Origin of the sequence: Roseomonas genomospecies 6 (assembly GCF_008365375.1) — a bacterium.
Classification (GTDB): domain Bacteria; phylum Pseudomonadota; class Alphaproteobacteria; order Azospirillales; family Azospirillaceae; genus Azospirillum.
On record NZ_QOKW01000019.1, the window covers coordinates 100,453 to 119,620 of the forward strand.

Genomic DNA, 19,168 nt, shown 5'->3' on the forward strand with positions numbered 1-19,168 from the left:
GTCATAGTGCCGGAAAGTCTCCGCAGGCCGCAATGGCGGGCCACCCGCCTACCCACAAAGGCGGGGATCGGACGGATAGGACTCTGGGCGACGTCAGGCGTCTTCGGGGAAGCAGCCGCTGCGGGCGGCCACGACGGCGACCTGGGTGCGGTTGCGCACGCCCAGCTTCTGCATGATGGCCCGGACATGGACCTTCACGGTGCCCTCCAGGACGCCCAGCTCCCGCGCGATCTCCTTGTTCGAGTGTCCGGCCAGCAGAAGTTGGAACACATCCCTCTGCCGGTCGGTCAGGCGGTCCAGAATCTGGCCGGACGGACGCGCGACCTCCGCCGCGACGTTGCCGGACAGGACGGCGCGCGGCAGCGGCAGGAAGGTCTCCCCGGTCAGCGCCAACGAGATCGCATGCTCCAGCACCGCCGTGGAACTGGTCTTCAGGATGTAGCCCCTGGCCCCCAGCCGCACGCTGTCCACGATGTCCGCCACCTCGTCCGACCCGGAGATGACCAGCAGCGGGCGGTTCCCCAGAACCTCCACCATGCGGCGCACCCCGTCGCGCCCGCTGCGGTCGCCCAGATTCAGGTCGAACAGCACCAGCGTCAGGTCGGGCGTGCGATCGGCGATCGCCATCGCCTCGTCCAGCGAGCCGGCCTCCAGCACCTGCGCGTCCGGGTGAATTTCCCCCACCGAGAGAGCGAAGCCGTGCCGAACCAAGGGGTGGTCGTCCACCACCAGAAACTTCTGCGCCCTGCCGGCCACCGACCGCTCCTTGCCGCGCGTCTGCAGCTGAACTTCCATTGCTTTGCTACCCCATCAAGCCGCCGGATGCCGGTCTGGAAAACAAAATCCCCCAAACCGACCCGACTTTCTGTCCAGCGGAAAAGTATAAGAATACCTCCTTTGGACTTTCCAGAAGCAGCGCAGCGCGAATTCATGCCCCATTGAAGCCATTTATGATTTATTCGTATCGAGCTTCTTCCAAGCATCTTGCGCCGCTCCCTGCCCATCCGTATAAATCATTGGGACAACCAGCGTAAAGCACGCTTTTTCGATACAATAAAGGCGGCTTTTTTCCTTTTCCCAGGCGAAAACGGACAACGATTGGCGTTGTGCGCTGCTCGTCACGGGTGGCGTCACGGAGGAGTTTCGATGAAAACCTGGAACGTCATGCTCGTGGACCACGACCGGCTGTTTTCGGCGGCGCTGGGAACGCTCATCAGCGGCGGTCCGTTCCGCGTCTGCCACCACGCCGCGACGGTGGACGACGCTCAGGCGGCCATCGCGCAAGGCGTGGAGCCGGACCTGATCGTGGTGGCGCTGGGCGAGGCGACGGGCGACGAGGCGGGCGGCGTGAAGCGGCTTCGCGCGGCGACCAGCGCCCGCATCGCCGTGCTGGCCGACGCCATCGCGGACCGCACCCTGTCGCTGTCGCTGAAAGCCGGGGCCGACGCCTACCTGAACAAGTCGATGTCGAGCGAATCCCTTCTGCGCGCCCTGCAACTGGTCATGCTGGGCGAGGTGGTCTACCCGACCCACGTCGCCAGCCTGCTGATCGCCAACGCGAACAGCGAGCGCCCGCAGCCGGAGCGCGCCCAGCCCGCCAGCAACGAGCTGTCGAAGCGCGAGATCCAGATCCTGCGCTGCCTGCTCGCCGGCCAGTCGAACAAGGCCATCGCGCGCAACCTGCACATCACGGAATCGACCGTGAAGATGCATTTCAAGAACGTGATGCGGAAGATCAACGCCCAGAACCGCACGCAGGCCGCGGTCTGGGCGATCCAGAACGGGTTGTCGCCGCTGGTGTCGGCGTAAGGGAGTTCATCCCCCTCTCCCACCCTGGGAGAGGGACTTATTCCGCCGCGTGGCGGCTGGAGCCGTGGCGGCCTTCCGCGAACTCCTCGACCATCTTGCGGCAGAAGGCCGGCAGGTCATCCGGCTTGCGCGAGGTCACCAGACCCCGGTCGGTCACGACTTCGCTGTCTTCCCAGTTCGCCCCGGCGTTGCCGAGGTCGGTCTTCAGCGACGGCCAGGAGGTCATGCGCTTGCCCTTGGCGCCGCCCGCGTCGATCAGGGTCCAGGGGCCGTGACAAATCGCGGCGATGGGCTTGCCCGATTGGACGAAGCTGCGCACGAAATCGATGGCTTTCGGTTCCAGCCGCAGCGCGTCCGGGTTGATGACACCGCCCGGCAGGACCAGCGCATCGAAGCCGCCGGGGTCGGCCTGATCCAACGTGACGTCCACGTTCACCCGGTCGGCCTTGTCGTGGTGGTTCCAGCCCTGGATCTGTCCGCCCTTGGGCGCGACGATCCGCACCTCGGCCCCCTCGTTGCGGAGCGCCTTCACCGGCTCGGTCAGCTCGACCTGCTCGAAGCCGTCGGTCGCCAGCACGGCGACGGTCTTCTTCTCCAGTTTACCCGGCATGGGATCACCTCCTCGGTTGGCCTGTCCGGTCAGCAACCGGCGTACCCCGTGGGAGTTCCCCCCGGAACCGCAGCGCACCACCCATGTTCCCTTTGACGGACCGCGCGTCACAATCGGGAGCACTGACCCATGCGTTACAGCGGCACTTCGGCGGGCATCCTCGCCGCCTTCGCCATCGCCACGTCCCTGACCCTGGGCGTTCCTCAACCCGTGCAGGCCGCCGGGGCGGAGCGGGTCGCGGAGGCGTCCTACCCCCGGCTCTACCAGGGCTGGCGGGCCGGCGTGATCGTCGGGACGGAGGTCGAGGGCCTGCTGGGCGAGGAGCTTGGACAGGTCGTGGACCTCGTCGTCGGGGCGGACGGACGGCTGGAGGGCGCCGTGATCGAGGCCAGCGGCATGCTCGACGTGGGCGAGGCGCGCTTCACGGTCCCCTGGCACCAGCTCATGCCCGGATCGGTGGACGGCATCCTGGCTTATCCGGTCACCGGCCCCGACACGCTGGACCTGATCCGGCGCCAGCAGCAGGCGGGCAGCCGCCCCGGCGACTGGCGCGTCTCCGCCCTGCTCGGCCAGCCGGCGAACACCGCGGGCGGCGCCGCGGAGGCCGGCTTCTTCGGAACGGTGGAGGATCTGGTGTTCGACCGCAACGGCGCGCTGAGCGCCGTCGTGGTCGCCCCCGAGCCGGAGGGCGACGGCCCCTACGCGGTGGCCTGGAAGGCCGCGGCGGTGGAGCCGGGCCTGACCTCCGTCACGCTCCAGGCCACGCCGGAGCAGGTCAAGGCGCTCGGCTCCTTCGATGCGGCGCGCATGAAGGAATTCGACACCGCACGCCTCAACCAGGGGGCTCACGCCCGCCAGTAAGGACCTTTCAGGCCGCCGGGCGCGCCACGCCGCCGACCGAGGGGCGCCGCGCCCCGGCGGCGGAGCGGCCATAGCGGGCCACCGTCAGCCCATCCATGTCGATCTCCGTCCGGCGCCCGCCGACGACATCGGCGACGACCCGGCCCGAGCCGGCGGCCATCGTCCAGCCCAGCGTGCCGTGGCCGGTGTTCAGGAACAGGTTGCGCACGGGGGTCGGGCCGACGATGGGGGTGCCGTCCGGCGTGTTCGGGCGCAGGCCGGTCCAGAACTCCGCCTTCGACAGGTCGCCGCCCGCCGGGAACAGGTCGCTCACCACATGGTCGAGCGGACCGCGGCGGCCGGGGCGCAGAGTGAGGTCGAAACCGGTCAGTTCCGCCGTTCCGCCGACGCGGATGCGGTCGCCGAGACGGGTCACCGCGATCTTGTGCGTCTCGTCCATCACCGTGGATTGCGGGGCGCCCGCCTCGTTGATGATGGGCAGGGTCAGCGAATAGCCCTTCACCGGGTAGACCGGCAGATCCAGCCCGAAGGGCTTCACCAGCATCGGGGAATAGCTGCCCATGGCGACGACGTAGGCGTCGGCGGTCAGGGTGCCGGCGTCGGTCACCACGCCGGTGACGCGGCGCCCGTCGCTCTCCAGCTTGCGGATGCCGGTGTTGTAGCGGAACTCCACCCCCAGCCCCGTTGCCATCTCGGCCAGCGCGTTGGTGAAGCGGAAGCAGTCGCCCGTCTCGTCGCCCGGCAGCAGCAGACCGCCGACGATCTTCTCCTTGACCAGACGCAGCGCCGGTTCGACCGCGGCGCAGCCGTCCACGTCCAGCAGGCTGTAGGGCACGTTGAAGCGGTCCAGCACGGCCATGTCCGTGGCGGCGGCGTCCACCTGCTTCTGCGTGCGGAAGACCTGGAGGGTTCCCTTGGCGCGCTCGTCGTAGCGGATGCCGGTCTCGTCGCGCAGAGCGCGCAGGCAGTCGCGGCTGTATTCGGCCAGCCGGACCATGCGGCCCTTGTTGATCTCGTAGGAGCGCTCGTTGGCGTTGGCCAGCAGCTTCAGGCACCAGGACCACATGGCCGGGTCCAGCTTGGGCCGGATCACCAGCGGAGAGTGCTTCATCAGCATCCACTTCACGGCCTTCGCCATCAGGCCCGGCGCGGCCCAGGGGGCGGAGTAGCCCGGCGACACCTCGCCCGCGTTGGCGTAGCTGGTCTCCAGCGCCGGGCCGGGCTGCCGGTCCACCACCGTGACCTCGTGCCCGGCCTTCGCCAGGAAATAAGCGGTGGAGACGCCGATGACGCCGCTGCCGAGGACGATGACGCGCATGTGAAGGCTCCCGAAATCACGGAATTGTTCGCATCCCGATCGCAAATCGGATGCCAACTGCCGGAATCCGCGGAAACGCTGGGGCAAAGGGCTTCCTCTCCCGGGCAGTCTGTACACATTTCGTTACGCATTGGCCGGGTAGCAGCGTACTGCGCTCTCAAAAAGCACTATATAACAGTCTATTAATAGGACCGTATACAAATCGTTACAGCGTACATTATCATTTACAGGCGCGTCGACCGTGGTACCCTTCATTCTTCCATTGGGGGAAAGCCATGCGCATCGACGTCCTGTTCGCCGACCGGGTCGGCATCGCCCATGAGATCCTCGCCGTACTGGCGAAGCGGCGCTTGAACGTCGTGGCGGTGGAGGTGGACCCGCCGCACATCCACATCGACGCCCCGGAACTGGACGTGCAAACCTTCGGCCCACTCGACACCGCCCTGCGCGGCGTGCCGGGTGTGGAGTCCGTCACCCCCATCGACATCCTGCCGGGCACGCGGCGGCGGCTGCATCTGGACGCGCTGCTGGCCGCCCTGCCCGACCCGGTTCTGGCGGTGGACCGCGCGGGCCGGATCGTGGTGGCGAACGCCGCCGCCGCCACGGTCGCGGGGCGCAGCGAGGCCGCGCTGACCGGGGCCGACTTCGGGCGCCTGTTCGGCGACGCGGAACTGTCGGACCTTCTCGTGGACAACGGCTTCCGCCTCGGCGCCGGGCAGGAGGTCACGCTGAACGGCCAGCCCTTCCTTCTGGACGTCACGCCCATCGTGGAGGACGGTCGGCCCGCCGGTGGCGTCGTCACCCTCTTCGCGCCGAGCCGCCTGGGCGAGCGGCTGAACGCGCTCCAGAACTTCGACGAGGGAGGCTTCGACCGCATCCTGGGCGAGTCCGCCCCCATCCGCTCACTGAAGGCGCGGGCGGCGCGGGTCGCGGCGGTGGACGCGCCGCTGCTGATCCTGGGCGAGACGGGCACCGGCAAGGAGTTGATCGCCCACGCCTGCCACCGCGCCAGCCCGCGCCGCGACAAGCCCTTCCTGGCGCTGAACTGCGCCGCCGTGCCGGAAAGTCTGGCGGAGAGCGAGTTGTTCGGCTACGCCCCCGGCTCCTTCACCGGGGCGCAGCGCGGCGGCAAGCCCGGCCTGCTGGAGTTGGCCCATGGCGGCACCGTCTTCCTCGACGAGATCGGGGAGATGTCGCCCTACCTCCAGGCCAAGTTGCTGCGCTTCCTGAACGACGGGCGCTTCCGCCGCGTCGGCGGCGACCGGGAGCAGACGGTGGACGTGCGCGTCGTCAGCGCCACCCACCGCGATCTCGACGCCATGGTGGCCGACCACAGCTTCCGCGAGGATCTGTATTACCGGCTGAACGTGCTGTCGCTCCAGGTTCCAGCTCTGCGCGAGCGCGGGGACGACATCCTTCTGCTGGCACGGCATTTCATCGCCCGCGCCTGCGCCCAGGCCCGCCGCCCGCCCTGCCGGCTGACCGTCGCGGCCAGCGCCGCCCTGCTCGCCAACCCCTGGCCGGGCAACGTGCGTCAGTTGGAGAACGTCATCTTCCGCGCCGTGACGATGAGCGACGGCGCCTATCTCGACGCCGCCGACCTGGAACTGGCCGGAGCGCGCATGGATGCGGAAACCGGTGGCGAACCCGCCGAGGCGGCAAGCTGGGACGAGGCGCTGGCGGCCTTCGAACGCGGGCTTCTCCGCCGCCTCTACCCGCGCCACCCCTCCAGCCGGAAGCTCGCCGCGCGGCTCCACACCTCGCACACGACGATCGCGAACAAGCTGCGCAAGTACGGGATACCGGACGGGACGTGAACCGCCCGGCTGACTATATTCGCGAGCGCTCCGCCTTGCTGTAGTTGCTGAAATGGCCCTCCGCCGCGGCGGCCCGGCGGGCGGTCTTCAGGAATTTGTCCGCCTTGGTGTCCGGCGCGATGCGCGCCACCAGCTTTTCAAGCGCCGCCGACCCGCAGGACGAGCAGGCGGGCGTGTCCGAAGAGCGCACGAGCGTTTCGAACTCGTGATTGCAGGCGGTGCAGCGGTAGGAATGGAGCGGCATGGGAAGGTCCTCACGCGGGTCGGGAACCGTGTACACCCATCATATCACCTATTTTTCCTATGGGTATAGCGCAGTGCAGCAATCGCACCGGTCGGGGCCGTTCTGCGGTAGGATGGCCCGGCGATAAAAAATGGAGGAACGCGTGATCTACGCCTTCAACGACAAGGCCCCGCAGCTTTCGCCCGACTGCTGGGTCGCCCCCAACGCCACCGTCGTCGGCGACATCCTGCTGGAAGAGGACGTGTCCGTCTGGTGGGGGGCAGTGATGCGCGCGGAGGACGAGCGCATCCACATCGGCGCCGGCAGCAATGTCCAGGACAACGCCGTCCTCCACGTCGATCCCGGCTTTCCCCTGCTCATCGGGCGGAACGTGACCATCGGCCATCTGGCGATGCTGCACGGCTGCACCGTAGGCGACGGCAGTCTGATCGGCATCGGTGCCACCGTGCTGAACGGCGCCCGCATCGGGCGCGATTGCCTGATCGGCGCCCACGCCTTCATCGCGGAGGGCAAGGAGATCCCCGACCGGTCCCTGGTGCTCGGCGCGCCGGGCAAGGTGGTCCGCACCCTCTCCGACGAGGATGTGGAGCGGATGCGCGCCCCCGGCGCCGTCTATCGCGAGCGGTGGAAGAGCTACGCCCGGGGGCTGCGCCCCATCACCGTCCCCGGTCAGCCCTGAAGCCGGCCTCTGGGGGCGCGATGTGGGGCGCCCTCAGGCTCCGGCACCCTTGATGAAGAAGTACAGGGTCAGCCCCACGCCGATCGACACCACCACCCATTTCATCACGTCGCGGCTGACCCGCTTCGCGCCGAGCGCCCCGGCATAGCCGCCGGCGATGGCCGAGACCGCCATGACGACGGTCTCTGGCCACGACACCGCGTCGGACAGGCAGAAGGCTGCAACCGCCGCCCCGTTCATCAGCGCGGCCAGCAGGATGCGCAGCCCGTTCATGGCGTGGATGTCGCGCAGGCCGAACAGGGTCAGCGCCGCCAGCATCAGGAAGCCGATTCCGCCGCCGAAATAGCCGCCATAGATGGCGATGCCGAACTGGACCACCAGGACGGAGCGCCCTCCCAGCCTCAGCCGGGCGGCCAGCTTCGGCATGAAACTCCCCACCGCGAAGACCGCCGTCGCGAACAGAAGCAGCCAGGGTACCAGCCCGGCGAAGGCGCGGTCCGGGGTGGTCAGCAGAAGGACCGCCCCGACGACCCCGCCGACGAGGCTGACGATGGAGAAGGCGGTGACGCTGACCTCCGTCACGCCCCGGATTTCGTTCCGATAGGCCCAAGCGCTGGCCATCTGACCGGGGAACAGGGCGACGGTGCTGGACACGTTGGCGCTGACCGGCGGCACCCCGGCGAACAGCAGCGCCGGAAAGGTGATGAACGCCCCGCCCCCGGCGATGGCGTTGAGCACGCCCGACGCGAACGCCGCCAGCATCAACAGCACCATGGCAACCATCGGACCTCCCACATCGGCTTTCAACGCAGGCCTTCAACGTATTTGGCATGCCAGCTTTGGTGGTGGGTACCCTGACAATCGCCATAGTGAGGACAAGCGCCCCGACGGGCCCGAAACACAAAAACACGATTTCACTGATTGTTTGCCACATTAGCTATTGACGCCTTGTGGCATATGGTATACCAAATATCCATCGCCCGCCGCTGCCTGATGCCCAGGCGCCGCCGACGGCCATCGACCGGCCCGATGCGGCTCCACCGGCGAATCTCCGGTCCCCCGCGGGGGTCTCCGTGCAGGGCGTGCTTACGCAAACCGCTGTCTGGTGGAGGGCTCGCCATGAAAGTCGCTGACATTCTTCGGACCAAGGAATCCCGCGTCGTCACCGTGCGGTCGGGCGAAACCATCGAGGAGGCGATCCGGCTCATGAAGTCGGAGAACATCAGCGCCCTGGTGGTCAAGGACGTCTGCCGGACGGAAGGCAATGCCGTTGCCGGCATGCTTTCGGAGCGCGACATCGTCTACGCGCTGTTGGAGCGCGGGGCTTCGGTTCTGAAGACGCCGGTCTTCATGCTGATGTCGCGCGCCCCCCAGACCTGCACGCCCGACGACAGCCTCACCCATGCGCTGGAACTGATGGACCGTCACCACATCCGGCATTTGCCCGTGCTCGACGGATCGACGCTGGTCGGCGTCGTCAGCGCCCGCGACTTCACCAAGCTCCAGCTCACCGAGATGGTCGCCCACACCCAGCCACCGGCGCAGGACTCCCCCGTCTACGCCCACTGACGCCACCGGCACTCCCACGAAAAAGACCCTTCGTCCCGCCGGGCGAAGGGTCTTTTCACATCAAGCGGAGCGATTATTCACCAGGTTCCTCGGCCCAGCGCAGCAGCAGGGCCACGGACTCCGGCGGTTCGGGGCGGATCATCGGGACACTGCCGAGGATCACCTCGCCCGTGCCGCCATCCACGGTGATGATCTCGCCAGCCCGAACGGTCCTATTGCCCACGGTCATCACGCCGGCCGCCGGATCGACGCGCAGGGCGCGGGCACCGGTGACGCAAGGCAGCCCCATGGCGCGGGCGACGGTCGCGGCGTGGCTGGTCGCTCCGCCGCGGGCGGTCACCACGGCGCAGGCCGCCTGCATGCCGTGCACGTCGTGGGGGGACGTCTCCGGCCGGCACAGCACCACCGCGACCCCCTCCGCCGCCAGCCGGACCGCCTCGTCCGATGTGAAGACGGCGGCGCCCGTCGCCGCGCCGGAGGAGGCCGGAAGGCCGCTGGCGATCACCTCGCGGGGTGCGTCCGGATCGGGGATGGGGCGCAGGCCGTCCGCCAGAGCCGGCAGGTCGGCGCGCCGCACCGCCTCGGCCCGCGTGATGATACCGGCCTGGGCCATCTCCGTGGCGATCCGCGCCGCCGCTTCCGGAGAGCGCTTGCCCGAGCGCGACTGGAGGATGAACAGACGTCCCTGCTGGACGGTGAACTCGATTTCCTGCATGTCGCCGAAATGGCGCTCCAGCCGGTCGGCGATGCGGCCCAGTTCGGCGAAGGCTTCGGGGGCCACCGTCTCCATAGATGGGCCGGCGCCGGACAGAGGCCCCGGCGTGCGCAGGCCGGACACGATGTCCTCCCCCTGGGCGTCGGCCAGGAATTCCCCGCACAGCACGGCTTCCCCGGTGGCCGGGTCGCGGCTGTGGACCACCCCGGTGCCGGAGGCGCCGCCGCGGTTGCCGAACACCATGGACTGCACCGTCGCGGCCGTGCCCCAATCGTCGGGAATGCCGTGCAGCGCCCGGTAGGCAACCGCGCGGGCATTCCTCCAGGAACAGAAGATGGCGCCGATGGCCGCGAAGAGCTGGGTCCGCGCATCCTGCGGGAAGGGCTCCCCCGCTTCGCGCTCGATCACGTCGCGATAGGCAGCGGCCACGGCGCGCCAGTCGGCGGCGTTCAGGTCGGCGTCGCGGGCCAGACCGCGACCCTCCTTGTAGGAATCCAGCGCCGCATCGAAGGCGTGGGCGCCCACGCCCTGGACCACCGTGCCGTAGGTCTGGATCAGCCGGCGGTAGCAGTCGTAGGCGAAGCGCGCGTCGCCGCTGCGGGCGGCCAGCCCCTTCACCGTCGCGTCGGTCAGGCCGAGATTCAGGATCGTGTCCATCATGCCGGGCATCGACGCCCGCGCGCCCGAGCGGACGGACACCAGCAGCGGATTCTCCGACCCGCCGAACCGCGCGCCCGCGACGGATTCCAGCCGGAGCAGCGCCTCCTCCACCTGGGCCGTCAGCCCGGCGGGAAAGCGGTTCTGGCCGGCGCGGTGCCGGCGGCTGGCCTCGGCCACGATGGTGAAGCCCGGCGGCACCGGGATGCCCAGCCGCGCCATCTCGGCCAGCCCGGCGCCCTTGCCGCCCAGTTCCGCCACCATGCCGGCATGCCCCTCCGCACCGCCACCGCCGAAGGCATACACCCACCGCTGCCCTTCCGCCCGCTGTCCTTCAGCCCGCTGTCCCTCCGCCCGCTGCCCACCGGCCGCTGGCAGCGCCGCATGGCCCGCGACCACCGCCGGACCCACGGCGATGGAGCCGCCGATGTCGGTGGAGCCTTGGAGGGTGGAGTGGTGCAACATCGACCTATCCTCGCGTCAGCGTGGTGTTCAGGCGCCCTGTGGACATGAACGAAAAATTTCTCAGCTCAACCCGATATCTTATTTCTCCATAATGCCGCTCCGCGCACGGAGTGCAATGCACAAATAGTCGCATTTGAGACGACAACGCTTTGGGGCCGCAAAAAGGCACGAAAAATTCCGTATCATGGAAGTTCGCACGGAATTCCGGCCGGAAACTCCCGATTGCCGAGACCGCCAACCCAGACCGTCAGCCCAGCCGCGCCTGCTCCAGCGGGACGCGCGTCAGGGGGTAGCCCAGCCCCTCCGGGATGCACAACGCCGGGCCGTCGGGGGTGTCCGTGGGACAGGGAAGGATCGGCGCCAGCGGGTGGAAGCGCGCGGCCTCCTCCATCGCGTGCCGCACCGTGCGGCAGCCAGCCAGACGCAGCAGGTTCATGCGGGTGGCGAAGACCAGCGACAGCCGCTCCGCGTCCGCTTCGGCAAGGATGGCGCGCGGCGTACCCCAGAATCCGGCGACCGCCTCCACCCCGTCCACCACGGCGGTCTGCCGCGCCGGGGCCTTGGCCAGGAAGAACAGCGTGTCGAACCGCCGCCACACGCTCTCCGGGGTGATCCAGCGGGCGAAGGGAACCAGCGCCGCCACGTCCGGCTCCAGCCCCGCCGCCAGCAGACGGTCCAGGAAGGTCCCGCCCGAGACGGCCCGCAGCCCGTCCAGCAGCGCGGCATCGACCGGCCCGCCGGCCAGCAGAAGGCCGCACTCTTCGAACGCCTCGCGGATCGCGGCCAGCCGCTGCGGCATGTCGTCGGTCAGCGGCAGGGACAGGTCGCGCCAGGGAAGCTCGCTGTCCTCCGCGTCCAGCCGCCCGCCGGGAAAGACGGAGGCGCCGGGCGCGAAGCGGAGGTCGCGGTGGCGCTGGATCATGAAGACCTCCAGCCCGTCCACGCCGTCGCGCAGCAGGATCAGGCTGGCGGCGGGAAACGGCTCGACGGGCGCGTTCATGGCATCGTCCTGTCCGGTGGCGGGTCTCCAGTGTCCGTCCACCCTGCCCGCGCGGTCAAACCAACCGTGTGACTTCCCGCCATGTGGAAAAGCCATAGCCACGGTTTGACCCCCACCCCCGCCCGGCCGCAGCATCCTGCCAATCACCGCCCTCCCAGCACCGCCCTCTCAGGAGGCCAGCGCCATGTCGCGCAACCGCAGCACCAAGATCGTCGCCACTCTGGGGCCGGCCAGTTCGACCTACAGCCAGATTTTCGCCCTCGCCGAGGCCGGCGTGGACGTCTTCCGCCTGAACGCCAGCCACGGCACGCAGCGCGACCACGCCGAACGCTACCGCCAGATCCGGGCGGTCGAGGAAACGGTCGGGCGTCCCATCGGCGTGCTTCTCGACCTCCAGGGTCCGAAGCTGCGGGTCGGCACCTTCCAGGAGGTGGCGGTGATCCTGGCCGGCGGCGACCGCTTCCGCCTCGACCTCGACCCCACGCCGGGCGACCGCAGCCGCGTCTGCGTCCCCCATCCGGAAATTTTCGCCAGCCTGGAGCCGGGCCACGAGCTTCTGCTGAACGACGGGCGCATGCGCCTGCGCGTGCTGAGCTGCGGCCCCGACCATGCGGAGACGGAGGTGCTGGTCGGCGGCACCCTGTCCGACCGCAAGGGCATGAACGTCCCCGGCACCACGCTGGCCCTCAGCGCCCTGTCTGAGAAGGACCGCAGCGACCTCCAGTTCGGCCTGACGCTGGGCGTGGACTGGATCGGCCTCAGCTTCGTCCAGCGGCCCGAGGACATCCTGGAGGCGCGCGCCCTGATCGGCGACCGCGCCCACATCATGACCAAGGTGGAGAAGCCCGCCGCCCTGCCCCACCTGGAGGAGATCATCGCCCTGTCGGACGCGGTGATGGTGGCCCGCGGCGATCTGGGTGTGGAACTGCCGCCGGAGGACGTGCCCGGCCTTCAGAAGCGGATGATCCGCATGAGCCGCGCCGCCGGCAAGCCGGTGATCGTCGCCACGCAGATGCTGGAATCCATGATCACGGAGCCGACGCCGACGCGCGCCGAGGCATCGGACGTGGCGACCGCCGTCTATGACGGGTCGGACGCCGTGATGCTGTCGGCGGAATCCGCGTCGGGCAAGCACCCCGTGGAGGCCGTGGCGATGATGGACCGCATCATCCGCCGGGTGGAGCACGATCCGCTCTACCGCCGCATCATGGACTCCGAACATCCGCGTCCGGAGGCGACCACCCCGGACGCCCTGTCCGCCGCGGCGCGCCAGATCGCGGAGACCATCTCCGCCGCCGGCATCGCCACCTTCACCAGCACCGGTTCCACCGCCCGCCGCGCCTCGCGCGAACGGCCCACCGTTCCGATCCTGGGCCTCAGCGCGCGCCGCGAGACCGCCCGGCTGCTGTCCCTGGCCTGGGGCGTGCACCCGGTCTGGACCGCGGACGTGGAGAACTTCTCGGAAATGGTCGAGCGGGCCAGCCTGGTCGCCGCTCAGGAGGGCATCGGCTCGCCCGGACAATCCCTCATCGTGACGGCGGGCGTCCCCTTCGGAACGCCCGGCACCACCAACAGCCTGCGCGTGGTCACCATCACCGCGAACGGACTGAACACCACCAGCGCCGTGAAGCTCCAGGAGCCGGTCTGACCCCGTGCGTGCCCTTCCCCCTCACCGGGGGCGGGGCACCCTCACTCCAGGCCACTCACTCCAGGAAGTCGCAATGCTTCTCGACGTGCGCCGCCAGCCCCAGGGTGTGGTCGCGGATCAGTTGTTCGGCCTGATCGACGTCGCGGCGTTCCAGAGCCTTGATGATTTCCTTGTGGTCGTGGATCGACCGCTCCGCCCGGTTGTCCTGGCCGATGGTCAGCTTGCGGATCGCGCGGATGTGGATGAACAGGTTGTCGGTCATCTCCTGGATCAGCTTGGAACCGCTGAGCCGGATGATGCTCTTGTGGAAGGCGATGTTGGCGTCGGAATATTCGCTGACATGCTCCTTGGGGTTCCGCATCTCGAAATTGCGGAACAGGTCCCACAGGGTGCGGATGTCCTCGTCGGTGGCCTGCTGGGCGACCATCCGCCCGGCCATGCTTTCCAGCGCCGCCCAGACCTGGATCATCTCGATGATCTCGGCCTTGGTCTTGCGGATGACGAAGATGCCCCGGCGCGGCTGGAGCCGGATGAACCCCTCCTGCTCCAGCAGGGTCAGCGCCTCGCGGATCGGCGTCCGGCTGACGCCCAGCATGTCGCTGAGCTGCCGCTCCTCAAGCCGGATCTCGTCGTTATGGTCGTAGATATCCATTTGCGAGATGGCTTGCTTCAACGCATGGTACGCTTGAGCGCGGAAGGTCGATCCGGTGTCGAGCGGCTGGACGTTGATCGGCGGAGGGGTCATGAGCGGCACCGTTCCTTGAATGCTGGGAATGCTGACCGTCCGGACGCACCCCAATGCGCGCCGGCCCGGTGGTGCGAAGGCGTCGAATCGCATCGCTTTCGTATATGAGATACCAGATGCACATTCTGCGTTGAAAAGTCCAGGATCACGATAAGGAAAGGGCACGCCCGCTCCGGTCTCTTCCTTCCGGACCTCAGCCTTTCAACGCCTTGAGCAGATCGGGCAGACTGTCCGGTGCCCGCATCAATGCCCCCATGACCGCCACACCGGCGGCTCCGGCGGCCAGACAGCCCCCGACATGGCCCGACTCCACACCGCCGAGCGCGATGACGGGGATGGAAGCGCCCGCGGCCAGCCGTCGCAGCCCCTCCGTCCCGACCGGTGGGCCGTAACCCGGCTTGCTCGGGGACGGGAAGATGGGCGACAGGGTGACATAGTCCGCTCCGCCCGCCTCGGCCCGGCGAATCCCGCCCTCATCATGCGCCGAAAGCCCGACCAGGGCGCCGGGACCGAGCCGCCGCCGCGCCGCCGTCACGTCGGCCCCGTCCGGCAGATGCACCCCGTCCGTTCCCGCGGCCAGCGCCAGATCGGGATCGCCGTGCAGCGTGATCAGCGCCCCCCAGGGCCGCGCCCGCTCCACCAGCGCGTGGGCGAGCGCCACCTGCCGGGACTCGTCCAGATCCTTTTCGCGCAGCGACAGCCAACGCAGTCCCCCGGCGAACAGGCGCGCCGCGAGGTCCGGCAAGGGCTGCGCCGCCTGCCGCCGGTCCGTGATCGCCAACAGGCGGGGACTCGGAATCGCCATCATGCCTTGACGATGACAGCGCGAACGGGACTGTGCAAGTGCAGCATAATCGCCCGCGTCATCCATCTGCGTCATCGTGAGGACTGCCCCATTCGGCGCATTTTCCATCAAGCGGAAAGGATTCGCCAACACTTTGCCAATAGCCGCCCGGCTGATGAAAGCTCAATCCAACGCAACAGCGACCCGTTACGCGAGGGAGGAGACCAAGCCATGGCTAGGATGATGGCGATTGAAGCGGCGGTGCACGTCCTGGAAAAAGAAGGCGTGTCCGTTTGCTTTGGCGTCCCCGGAGCGGCCATCAATCCGTTCTACGCGGCGCTGCAACGCAACGGCCGCATCGGCCACGTTCTTGCGCGCCACGTCGAGGGCGCGTCGCATATGGCCGAAGGCTACACGCGCGCCAAGGCCGGCAACATCGGCGTGTGCATCGGCACCTCCGGCCCCGCCGGCACCGACATGATCACCGGCCTCTACTCGGCGTCCGCCGACTCCATTCCGATCCTGTGCGTCACCGGACAGGCGCCGCGCGCCCGCCTGCACAAGGAGGATTTCCAGGCCGTGGACATCCCGTCCATCGCCAAGCCGGTCGCCAAGTGGGCCGTCACCGTGCTGGAGCCGGGGCAGGTCCCCTACGCCTTCCAGCAGGCGTTCCACCTGATGCGCTCCGGGCGGCCCGGCCCGGTGCTGCTCGACCTGCCGATCGACGTGCAGATGGCCGAGATCGAGTTCGATCCCGACACCTACCAGCCCCTGCCCACCTACAAGCCGGTGGCGACCCGCGCCCAGGTGGAAAAGGCGCTGGAGATGCTGAACGCGGCGGAGCGTCCGCTGCTGGTGGCCGGCGGCGGCATCATCAACGCCGACGCCAGCGACCGTCTGGTGGAGTTCGCCGAGATCGCCGGCCTGCCGGTCATCCCGACGCTGATGGCCTGGGGCGCCATTCCGGACGACCATCCGCTGATGGCCGGCATGGTCGGTCTCCAGACCGCCCACCGCTACGGCAACGCCGCCATGCTGGCGTCCGACTTCGTGCTGGGCGTCGGCAACCGCTGGGCCAACCGCCACACCGGTTCGGTGGACGTCTACACCAAGGGCCGCAAGTTCGTGCATGTGGACATCGAGCCGACCCAGATCGGCCGCGTCTTCGCGCCGGACCTGGGCATCGTGTCCGACGCCGGGGCCGCGCTCGACCTCTTCATCGAGGTGGCGAAGGAGTGGAAGGCCGCCGGCAAGCTGCGCGACTGGTCGGAGTGGGTGAAGACCTGCCAGGTCCGCAAGCGTTCCATGCTGCGCAAGTCGGATTTCGCCAACGTGCCGATCAAGCCGCAGCGCGTCTATCAGGAGATGAACACCGCCTTCGGCGAGGACGTCTGCTACGTCTCGACCATCGGCCTGTCGCAGATCGCCGGCGCGCAGTTCCTGCACGTCTACAAGCCGCGCCATTGGATCAACTGCGGTCAGGCCGGCCCGCTCGGCTGGACTTTGCCGGCGGCTCTGGGCGTTCGGGTGGCCGATCCGAAGCGCAAGATCGTGGCGCTGTCCGGCGACTACGACTTCCAGTTCCTGATCGAGGAGCTGGCGGTGGGCGCGCAGTTCAAGCTGCCCTACATCCACGTCCTGGTGAACAACAGCTACCTCGGGCTGATCCGGCAGGCGCAGCGCGCGTTCCAGATGGACTTCCAGGTCCAGCTCTCCTTCGAGAACATCAACGCCCCGGAAATCGGCGTCTACGGCGTGGATCACATCGCGGTGGCCGAGGGTCTGGGCTGCAAGGCCATCCGCGTCACCGACCCGGACAACCTGCAATCCGCCTTCGCCCAGGCGCAAGCCTGGATGGACGAGTTCCAGGTCCCGGTGGTGGTCGAGGTCATCCTGGAGCGCGTCACCAACATCGCCATGGGCACGGAGATCAACAACATCACCGAGTTCGAGGACGTGCTGGACGTGCCCGCGGACGAGCCGGAGCTGGTGCGGGTCTGATCGGGCGGGCGGCCCCCTCCCTCCCACTGCGTGGGTCCCTCCCTCCCCCGCCTTTGGCGGTGGAGGGCCTAAATCCCCTCTCCCGCGAAGCTGGGGAGGGTTAGGGAGGGGGCAAGCGACTCCAACATATCCACAGTTCCGCAGGGTGAAAAAAGGCAGCCACCGCGTTGACGCCCCTGCCACCACCCCCCGATCCTGAACGCCAACCGGCCAAGCCTGTAACGAACATCCGGCCCGAAACGAACATCCGGGAGAGAGACATGCCCAAGTTCGCCGCCAATCTGACGATGCTCTACAACGAGCTGCCCTTCCTCGACCGCTTCGCCGCGGCGGCGAAGGACGGCTTCACCGGGGTCGAGTATCTGTTTCCCTACGCCTTCGAGAAGGACGCGCTGGCCGAGCGGCTGGCCGCCAACCGGCTGACCCAGGTCCTGCACAATCTGCCGGCGGGCGACTGGGACGCGGGCGAGCGCGGCATCGCCGTCCTGCCGGACCGCGTGGGCGAGTTCCAGGACGGGGTGGGCCGCGCCATCGAGTACGCCACGGCGCTGGGCTGCAAGCAGATCAACTGCCTCGCCGGCAAGGCCCCGGCGGGCGTGGCGGCGGACGCGCTGGAGCGCACCTTCGTCGACAACCTGTCCTTCGCCGCCAAGGCGCTGAAGCAGGCCGGCATCCGCTTCCTGATCGAGCCGATCAACACCCGCGACATTCCGGGCTTCTACCTGACCAACACCGCGCAGGCGGAACGGATTCTGGAGGCTGTCGGCTCCGACAACCTCTTCATCCAGTACGACGTCTATCACATGCAGATCATGGAGGGCGATCTCGTCCCGACCATCCAGCGCCTGCTGCCGAAGATCGCGCATGTCCAGATCGCCGACAATCCGGGCCGCAACGAGCCGGGCACCGGCGAGATCAACTACCCCTTCGTCTTCGCGGCGCTGGACCGGCTCGGCTACGACGGCTGGGTCGGCTGCGAGTACAAGCCGGCCAAGGGGACCAGCGAAGGGCTGGGCTGGATGCGCGCCGCCACCCCCGGCGAGACCGTCGCCGCCTGATTGCCGTCTGATCCGCATACGCCCGATCACAGAAGAATTGAGGACACAGCCATGAACATTGGTTTCATCGGTCTCGGCATCATGGGCCGCCCCATGGCCGGTCATCTGGCCGACGCCGGCCACACCCTGTTCGTCTACGACATCAACCCGGCCCCGGAAGACCTGCTGGCGAAGGGCGCCACGGCCTGCGGCTCCAGCCGCGAGGTGGCGCAGAAGGCCGACATCGTCTTCACCATGGTCCCCGACACGCCCCATGTGCAGGCCGCCCTGTTCAGCGCCGACGGCGTCGCCGAGGGTCTCACGCCCGGCAAGATCGTGGTGGACATGTCCTCGATCTCCCCGATCGAGACGAAGGCCTTCGCCCAGCGCATCAACGAGCTGGGCTGCGACTATCTCGACGCCCCGGTGTCCGGCGGTGAGGTCGGCGCCAAGGCCGCCTCGCTGACCATCATGGTCGGCGGTCCGGAGAAGGCCTTCGAGACGGTGAAGCCGCTCTTCGAAAAGATGGGCAAGAACATCACGCTGGTCGGCGGCAACGGTGACGGCCAGACGACGAAGGTCGCCAACCAGATCGTCGTCGCCCTGACCATCGAGGCGGTGGGCGAGGCCCTGCTCTTCGCGTCGAAGGCCGGCGCCGACCCGGCGAAGGTCCGTCAGGCCCTGATGGGCGGCTTCGCCTCCTCGCGCATCCTGGAGGTGCACGGCGAGCGCATGGTGAAGCGCACCTTCGATCCGGGCTTCCGCATCGAGCTGCACCAGAAGGACCTGAATCTGGCCCTGTCCGGCGCCCGCGCGCTCGGCGTGTCGCTGCCCAACACGGCCACCTGCCAGGAGCTGTTCAACGCCTGCGCCGCCCAGGGCGGCAAGGCGTGGGATCACTCCGGCATGGTCCGCGCCCTGGAACTGATGGCCAACCACGAGATCGGCCAGAACCACCGCGCGACCGAACCCGCGGAGTAAGGCCGGAGTGACTGCCCCTCTCCCGCCCCGGGAGAGGGAGGGGCCCATGCGCAGCATGGGAGGGTGAGGGTGCCGCCAAGGAACAGTGCCTTAATCCTCGGCTTCACCCTCACCCGGCGCCTTCGGCGCCACCCTCTCCCGGGACGGGAGAGGGAATAAGGACCCCTCCCCATTGCCGCCCGCGCCGAATCCGTTAGCATTCCCAGCACATGAGGACCGGCGCCGGTG

At 68.5% G+C, this 19,168-nt stretch carries 18 protein-coding genes; 9 read left to right on the forward strand and 9 right to left on the reverse strand.

The window, feature by feature from the left end:
• Positions 1-93: 93 nt before the first annotated feature.
• The gene (locus tag DS843_RS21415; protein WP_149470862.1) at positions 94-795 is read right to left on the reverse strand and encodes a LuxR C-terminal-related transcriptional regulator; all 702 of its coding nucleotides are present in this window, start codon (positions 793-795) and stop codon (positions 94-96) included.
• A 351-nt stretch (positions 796-1,146) separates the two neighbouring features.
• Between DS843_RS21415 and DS843_RS21420 the strand changes: the two genes are divergently transcribed.
• A complete protein-coding gene (locus DS843_RS21420; protein ID WP_149470863.1) occupies positions 1,147-1,809 on the forward strand; it encodes a LuxR C-terminal-related transcriptional regulator in 663 nt (220 codons plus the stop codon).
• 37 nt (positions 1,810-1,846) lie between these two features.
• On the opposite strand, the gene DS843_RS21425 is transcribed toward DS843_RS21420, so the two are convergent.
• Positions 1,847-2,419, reverse strand: a complete 573-nt coding sequence (locus DS843_RS21425; protein ID WP_149470864.1) for a type 1 glutamine amidotransferase domain-containing protein — start codon at positions 2,417-2,419, stop codon at positions 1,847-1,849.
• A 129-nt stretch (positions 2,420-2,548) separates the two neighbouring features.
• On the opposite strand from DS843_RS21425, the gene DS843_RS21430 reads away from it, so the two are divergent.
• Complete coding sequence (locus DS843_RS21430) at positions 2,549-3,280, forward strand: PRC-barrel domain-containing protein (RefSeq protein ID WP_149470865.1); 732 nt, start codon at positions 2,549-2,551, stop codon at positions 3,278-3,280.
• Between the two features lie 7 nt (positions 3,281-3,287).
• On the opposite strand, the gene DS843_RS21435 is transcribed toward DS843_RS21430, so the two are convergent.
• A complete protein-coding gene (locus DS843_RS21435) occupies positions 3,288-4,598 on the reverse strand; it encodes a D-amino acid dehydrogenase (RefSeq protein WP_149470866.1) in 1,311 nt (436 codons plus the stop codon).
• 275 nt (positions 4,599-4,873) lie between these two features.
• Between DS843_RS21435 and DS843_RS21440 the strand changes: the two genes are divergently transcribed.
• Positions 4,874-6,415 carry a sigma-54-dependent transcriptional regulator gene (locus DS843_RS21440; RefSeq protein WP_149470867.1) on the forward strand — a complete coding sequence of 514 codons (1,542 nt, stop codon included), beginning with the start codon at positions 4,874-4,876 and terminating at the stop codon, positions 6,413-6,415.
• Positions 6,416-6,428: 13 nt separating this feature from the next.
• Here the strand turns inward: DS843_RS21440 and DS843_RS21445 are convergent, their stop codons facing one another.
• A complete protein-coding gene (locus tag DS843_RS21445) occupies positions 6,429-6,659 on the reverse strand; it encodes an FmdB family zinc ribbon protein (protein ID WP_149470868.1) in 231 nt (76 codons plus the stop codon).
• Between the two features lie 130 nt (positions 6,660-6,789).
• Between DS843_RS21445 and DS843_RS21450 the strand changes: the two genes are divergently transcribed.
• On the forward strand, positions 6,790-7,338 hold the full coding sequence (locus DS843_RS21450; protein ID WP_149470869.1) for a gamma carbonic anhydrase family protein: 549 nt from the start codon (positions 6,790-6,792) through the stop codon (positions 7,336-7,338).
• 33 nt (positions 7,339-7,371) lie between these two features.
• On the opposite strand, the gene DS843_RS21455 is transcribed toward DS843_RS21450, so the two are convergent.
• Positions 7,372-8,121, reverse strand: a complete 750-nt coding sequence (locus tag DS843_RS21455) for a sulfite exporter TauE/SafE family protein (protein WP_149470870.1) — start codon at positions 8,119-8,121, stop codon at positions 7,372-7,374.
• 336 nt (positions 8,122-8,457) lie between these two features.
• On the opposite strand from DS843_RS21455, the gene DS843_RS21460 reads away from it, so the two are divergent.
• Positions 8,458-8,907 carry a CBS domain-containing protein gene (locus DS843_RS21460; protein ID WP_149470871.1) on the forward strand — a complete coding sequence of 150 codons (450 nt, stop codon included), beginning with the start codon at positions 8,458-8,460 and terminating at the stop codon, positions 8,905-8,907.
• 73 nt (positions 8,908-8,980) lie between these two features.
• Here the strand turns inward: DS843_RS21460 and DS843_RS21465 are convergent, their stop codons facing one another.
• Together DS843_RS21465 and DS843_RS21470 are read right to left on the reverse strand one after the other, a co-directional pair.
• Positions 8,981-10,744: a pyruvate, phosphate dikinase gene (locus DS843_RS21465; RefSeq protein WP_149470872.1), complete on the reverse strand. Its 1,764-nt coding sequence runs from the start codon at positions 10,742-10,744 to the stop codon at positions 8,981-8,983.
• A 247-nt stretch (positions 10,745-10,991) separates the two neighbouring features.
• Complete coding sequence (locus tag DS843_RS21470) at positions 10,992-11,744, reverse strand: NUDIX hydrolase (RefSeq protein ID WP_149470873.1); 753 nt, start codon at positions 11,742-11,744, stop codon at positions 10,992-10,994.
• A gap of 184 nt (positions 11,745-11,928) precedes the next feature.
• Here DS843_RS21470 and pyk point away from each other — a divergent pair, with 184 nt between their 5' ends.
• A complete protein-coding gene (gene pyk, locus DS843_RS21475) occupies positions 11,929-13,392 on the forward strand; it encodes a pyruvate kinase (RefSeq protein WP_149470874.1) in 1,464 nt (487 codons plus the stop codon).
• 55 nt (positions 13,393-13,447) lie between these two features.
• Here pyk and DS843_RS21480 read toward each other — a convergent pair whose 3' ends face one another.
• Entirely contained in the window at positions 13,448-14,137 is a 690-nt protein-coding gene (locus tag DS843_RS21480) for a GntR family transcriptional regulator (RefSeq protein WP_149470875.1), read from the reverse strand.
• A 193-nt stretch (positions 14,138-14,330) separates the two neighbouring features.
• A complete protein-coding gene (locus DS843_RS21485) occupies positions 14,331-14,918 on the reverse strand; it encodes a thiamine phosphate synthase (protein WP_286192240.1) in 588 nt (195 codons plus the stop codon).
• 234 nt (positions 14,919-15,152) lie between these two features.
• Between DS843_RS21485 and gcl the strand changes: the two genes are divergently transcribed.
• From gcl to glxR, 3 genes are all read left to right on the forward strand, one after another.
• Positions 15,153-16,922, forward strand: coding sequence for a glyoxylate carboligase (gcl, locus tag DS843_RS21490; protein WP_149470877.1), 1,770 nt, complete (start codon positions 15,153-15,155; stop codon positions 16,920-16,922).
• 260 nt (positions 16,923-17,182) lie between these two features.
• Positions 17,183-17,980, forward strand: coding sequence for a hydroxypyruvate isomerase (gene hyi, locus DS843_RS21495; RefSeq protein ID WP_149470878.1), 798 nt, complete (start codon positions 17,183-17,185; stop codon positions 17,978-17,980).
• Between the two features lie 51 nt (positions 17,981-18,031).
• Positions 18,032-18,940, forward strand: a complete 909-nt coding sequence (gene glxR, locus DS843_RS21500; protein WP_149470879.1) for a 2-hydroxy-3-oxopropionate reductase — start codon at positions 18,032-18,034, stop codon at positions 18,938-18,940.
• The last annotated feature ends 228 nt before the right edge of the window (positions 18,941-19,168 follow it).

Bases quoted from the DNA above. Each gene is read 5' to 3' on its own strand.
- DS843_RS21415 (WP_149470862.1), bottom strand. From the start codon at position 795: ATGGAAGTTCAGCTGCAGACGCGCGGCAAGGAGCGGTCGGTGGCCGGC.
- DS843_RS21420 (WP_149470863.1), top strand. From the start codon at position 1,147: ATGAAAACCTGGAACGTCATGCTCGTGGACCACGACCGGCTGTTTTCG.
- DS843_RS21425 (WP_149470864.1), bottom strand. From the start codon at position 2,419: ATGCCGGGTAAACTGGAGAAGAAGACCGTCGCCGTGCTGGCGACCGAC.
- DS843_RS21430 (WP_149470865.1), top strand. From the start codon at position 2,549: ATGCGTTACAGCGGCACTTCGGCGGGCATCCTCGCCGCCTTCGCCATC.
- DS843_RS21435 (WP_149470866.1), bottom strand. From the start codon at position 4,598: ATGCGCGTCATCGTCCTCGGCAGCGGCGTCATCGGCGTCTCCACCGCT.
- DS843_RS21440 (WP_149470867.1), top strand. From the start codon at position 4,874: ATGCGCATCGACGTCCTGTTCGCCGACCGGGTCGGCATCGCCCATGAG.
- DS843_RS21445 (WP_149470868.1), bottom strand. From the start codon at position 6,659: ATGCCGCTCCATTCCTACCGCTGCACCGCCTGCAATCACGAGTTCGAA.
- DS843_RS21450 (WP_149470869.1), top strand. From the start codon at position 6,790: ATGGAGGAACGCGTGATCTACGCCTTCAACGACAAGGCCCCGCAGCTT.
- DS843_RS21455 (WP_149470870.1), bottom strand. From the start codon at position 8,121: ATGGTTGCCATGGTGCTGTTGATGCTGGCGGCGTTCGCGTCGGGCGTG.
- DS843_RS21460 (WP_149470871.1), top strand. From the start codon at position 8,458: ATGAAAGTCGCTGACATTCTTCGGACCAAGGAATCCCGCGTCGTCACC.
- DS843_RS21465 (WP_149470872.1), bottom strand. From the start codon at position 10,744: ATGTTGCACCACTCCACCCTCCAAGGCTCCACCGACATCGGCGGCTCC.
- DS843_RS21470 (WP_149470873.1), bottom strand. From the start codon at position 11,744: ATGAACGCGCCCGTCGAGCCGTTTCCCGCCGCCAGCCTGATCCTGCTG.
- pyk (WP_149470874.1), top strand. From the start codon at position 11,929: ATGTCGCGCAACCGCAGCACCAAGATCGTCGCCACTCTGGGGCCGGCC.
- DS843_RS21480 (WP_149470875.1), bottom strand. From the start codon at position 14,137: ATGACCCCTCCGCCGATCAACGTCCAGCCGCTCGACACCGGATCGACC.
- gcl (WP_149470877.1), top strand. From the start codon at position 15,153: ATGGCTAGGATGATGGCGATTGAAGCGGCGGTGCACGTCCTGGAAAAA.
- hyi (WP_149470878.1), top strand. From the start codon at position 17,183: ATGCCCAAGTTCGCCGCCAATCTGACGATGCTCTACAACGAGCTGCCC.
- glxR (WP_149470879.1), top strand. From the start codon at position 18,032: ATGAACATTGGTTTCATCGGTCTCGGCATCATGGGCCGCCCCATGGCC.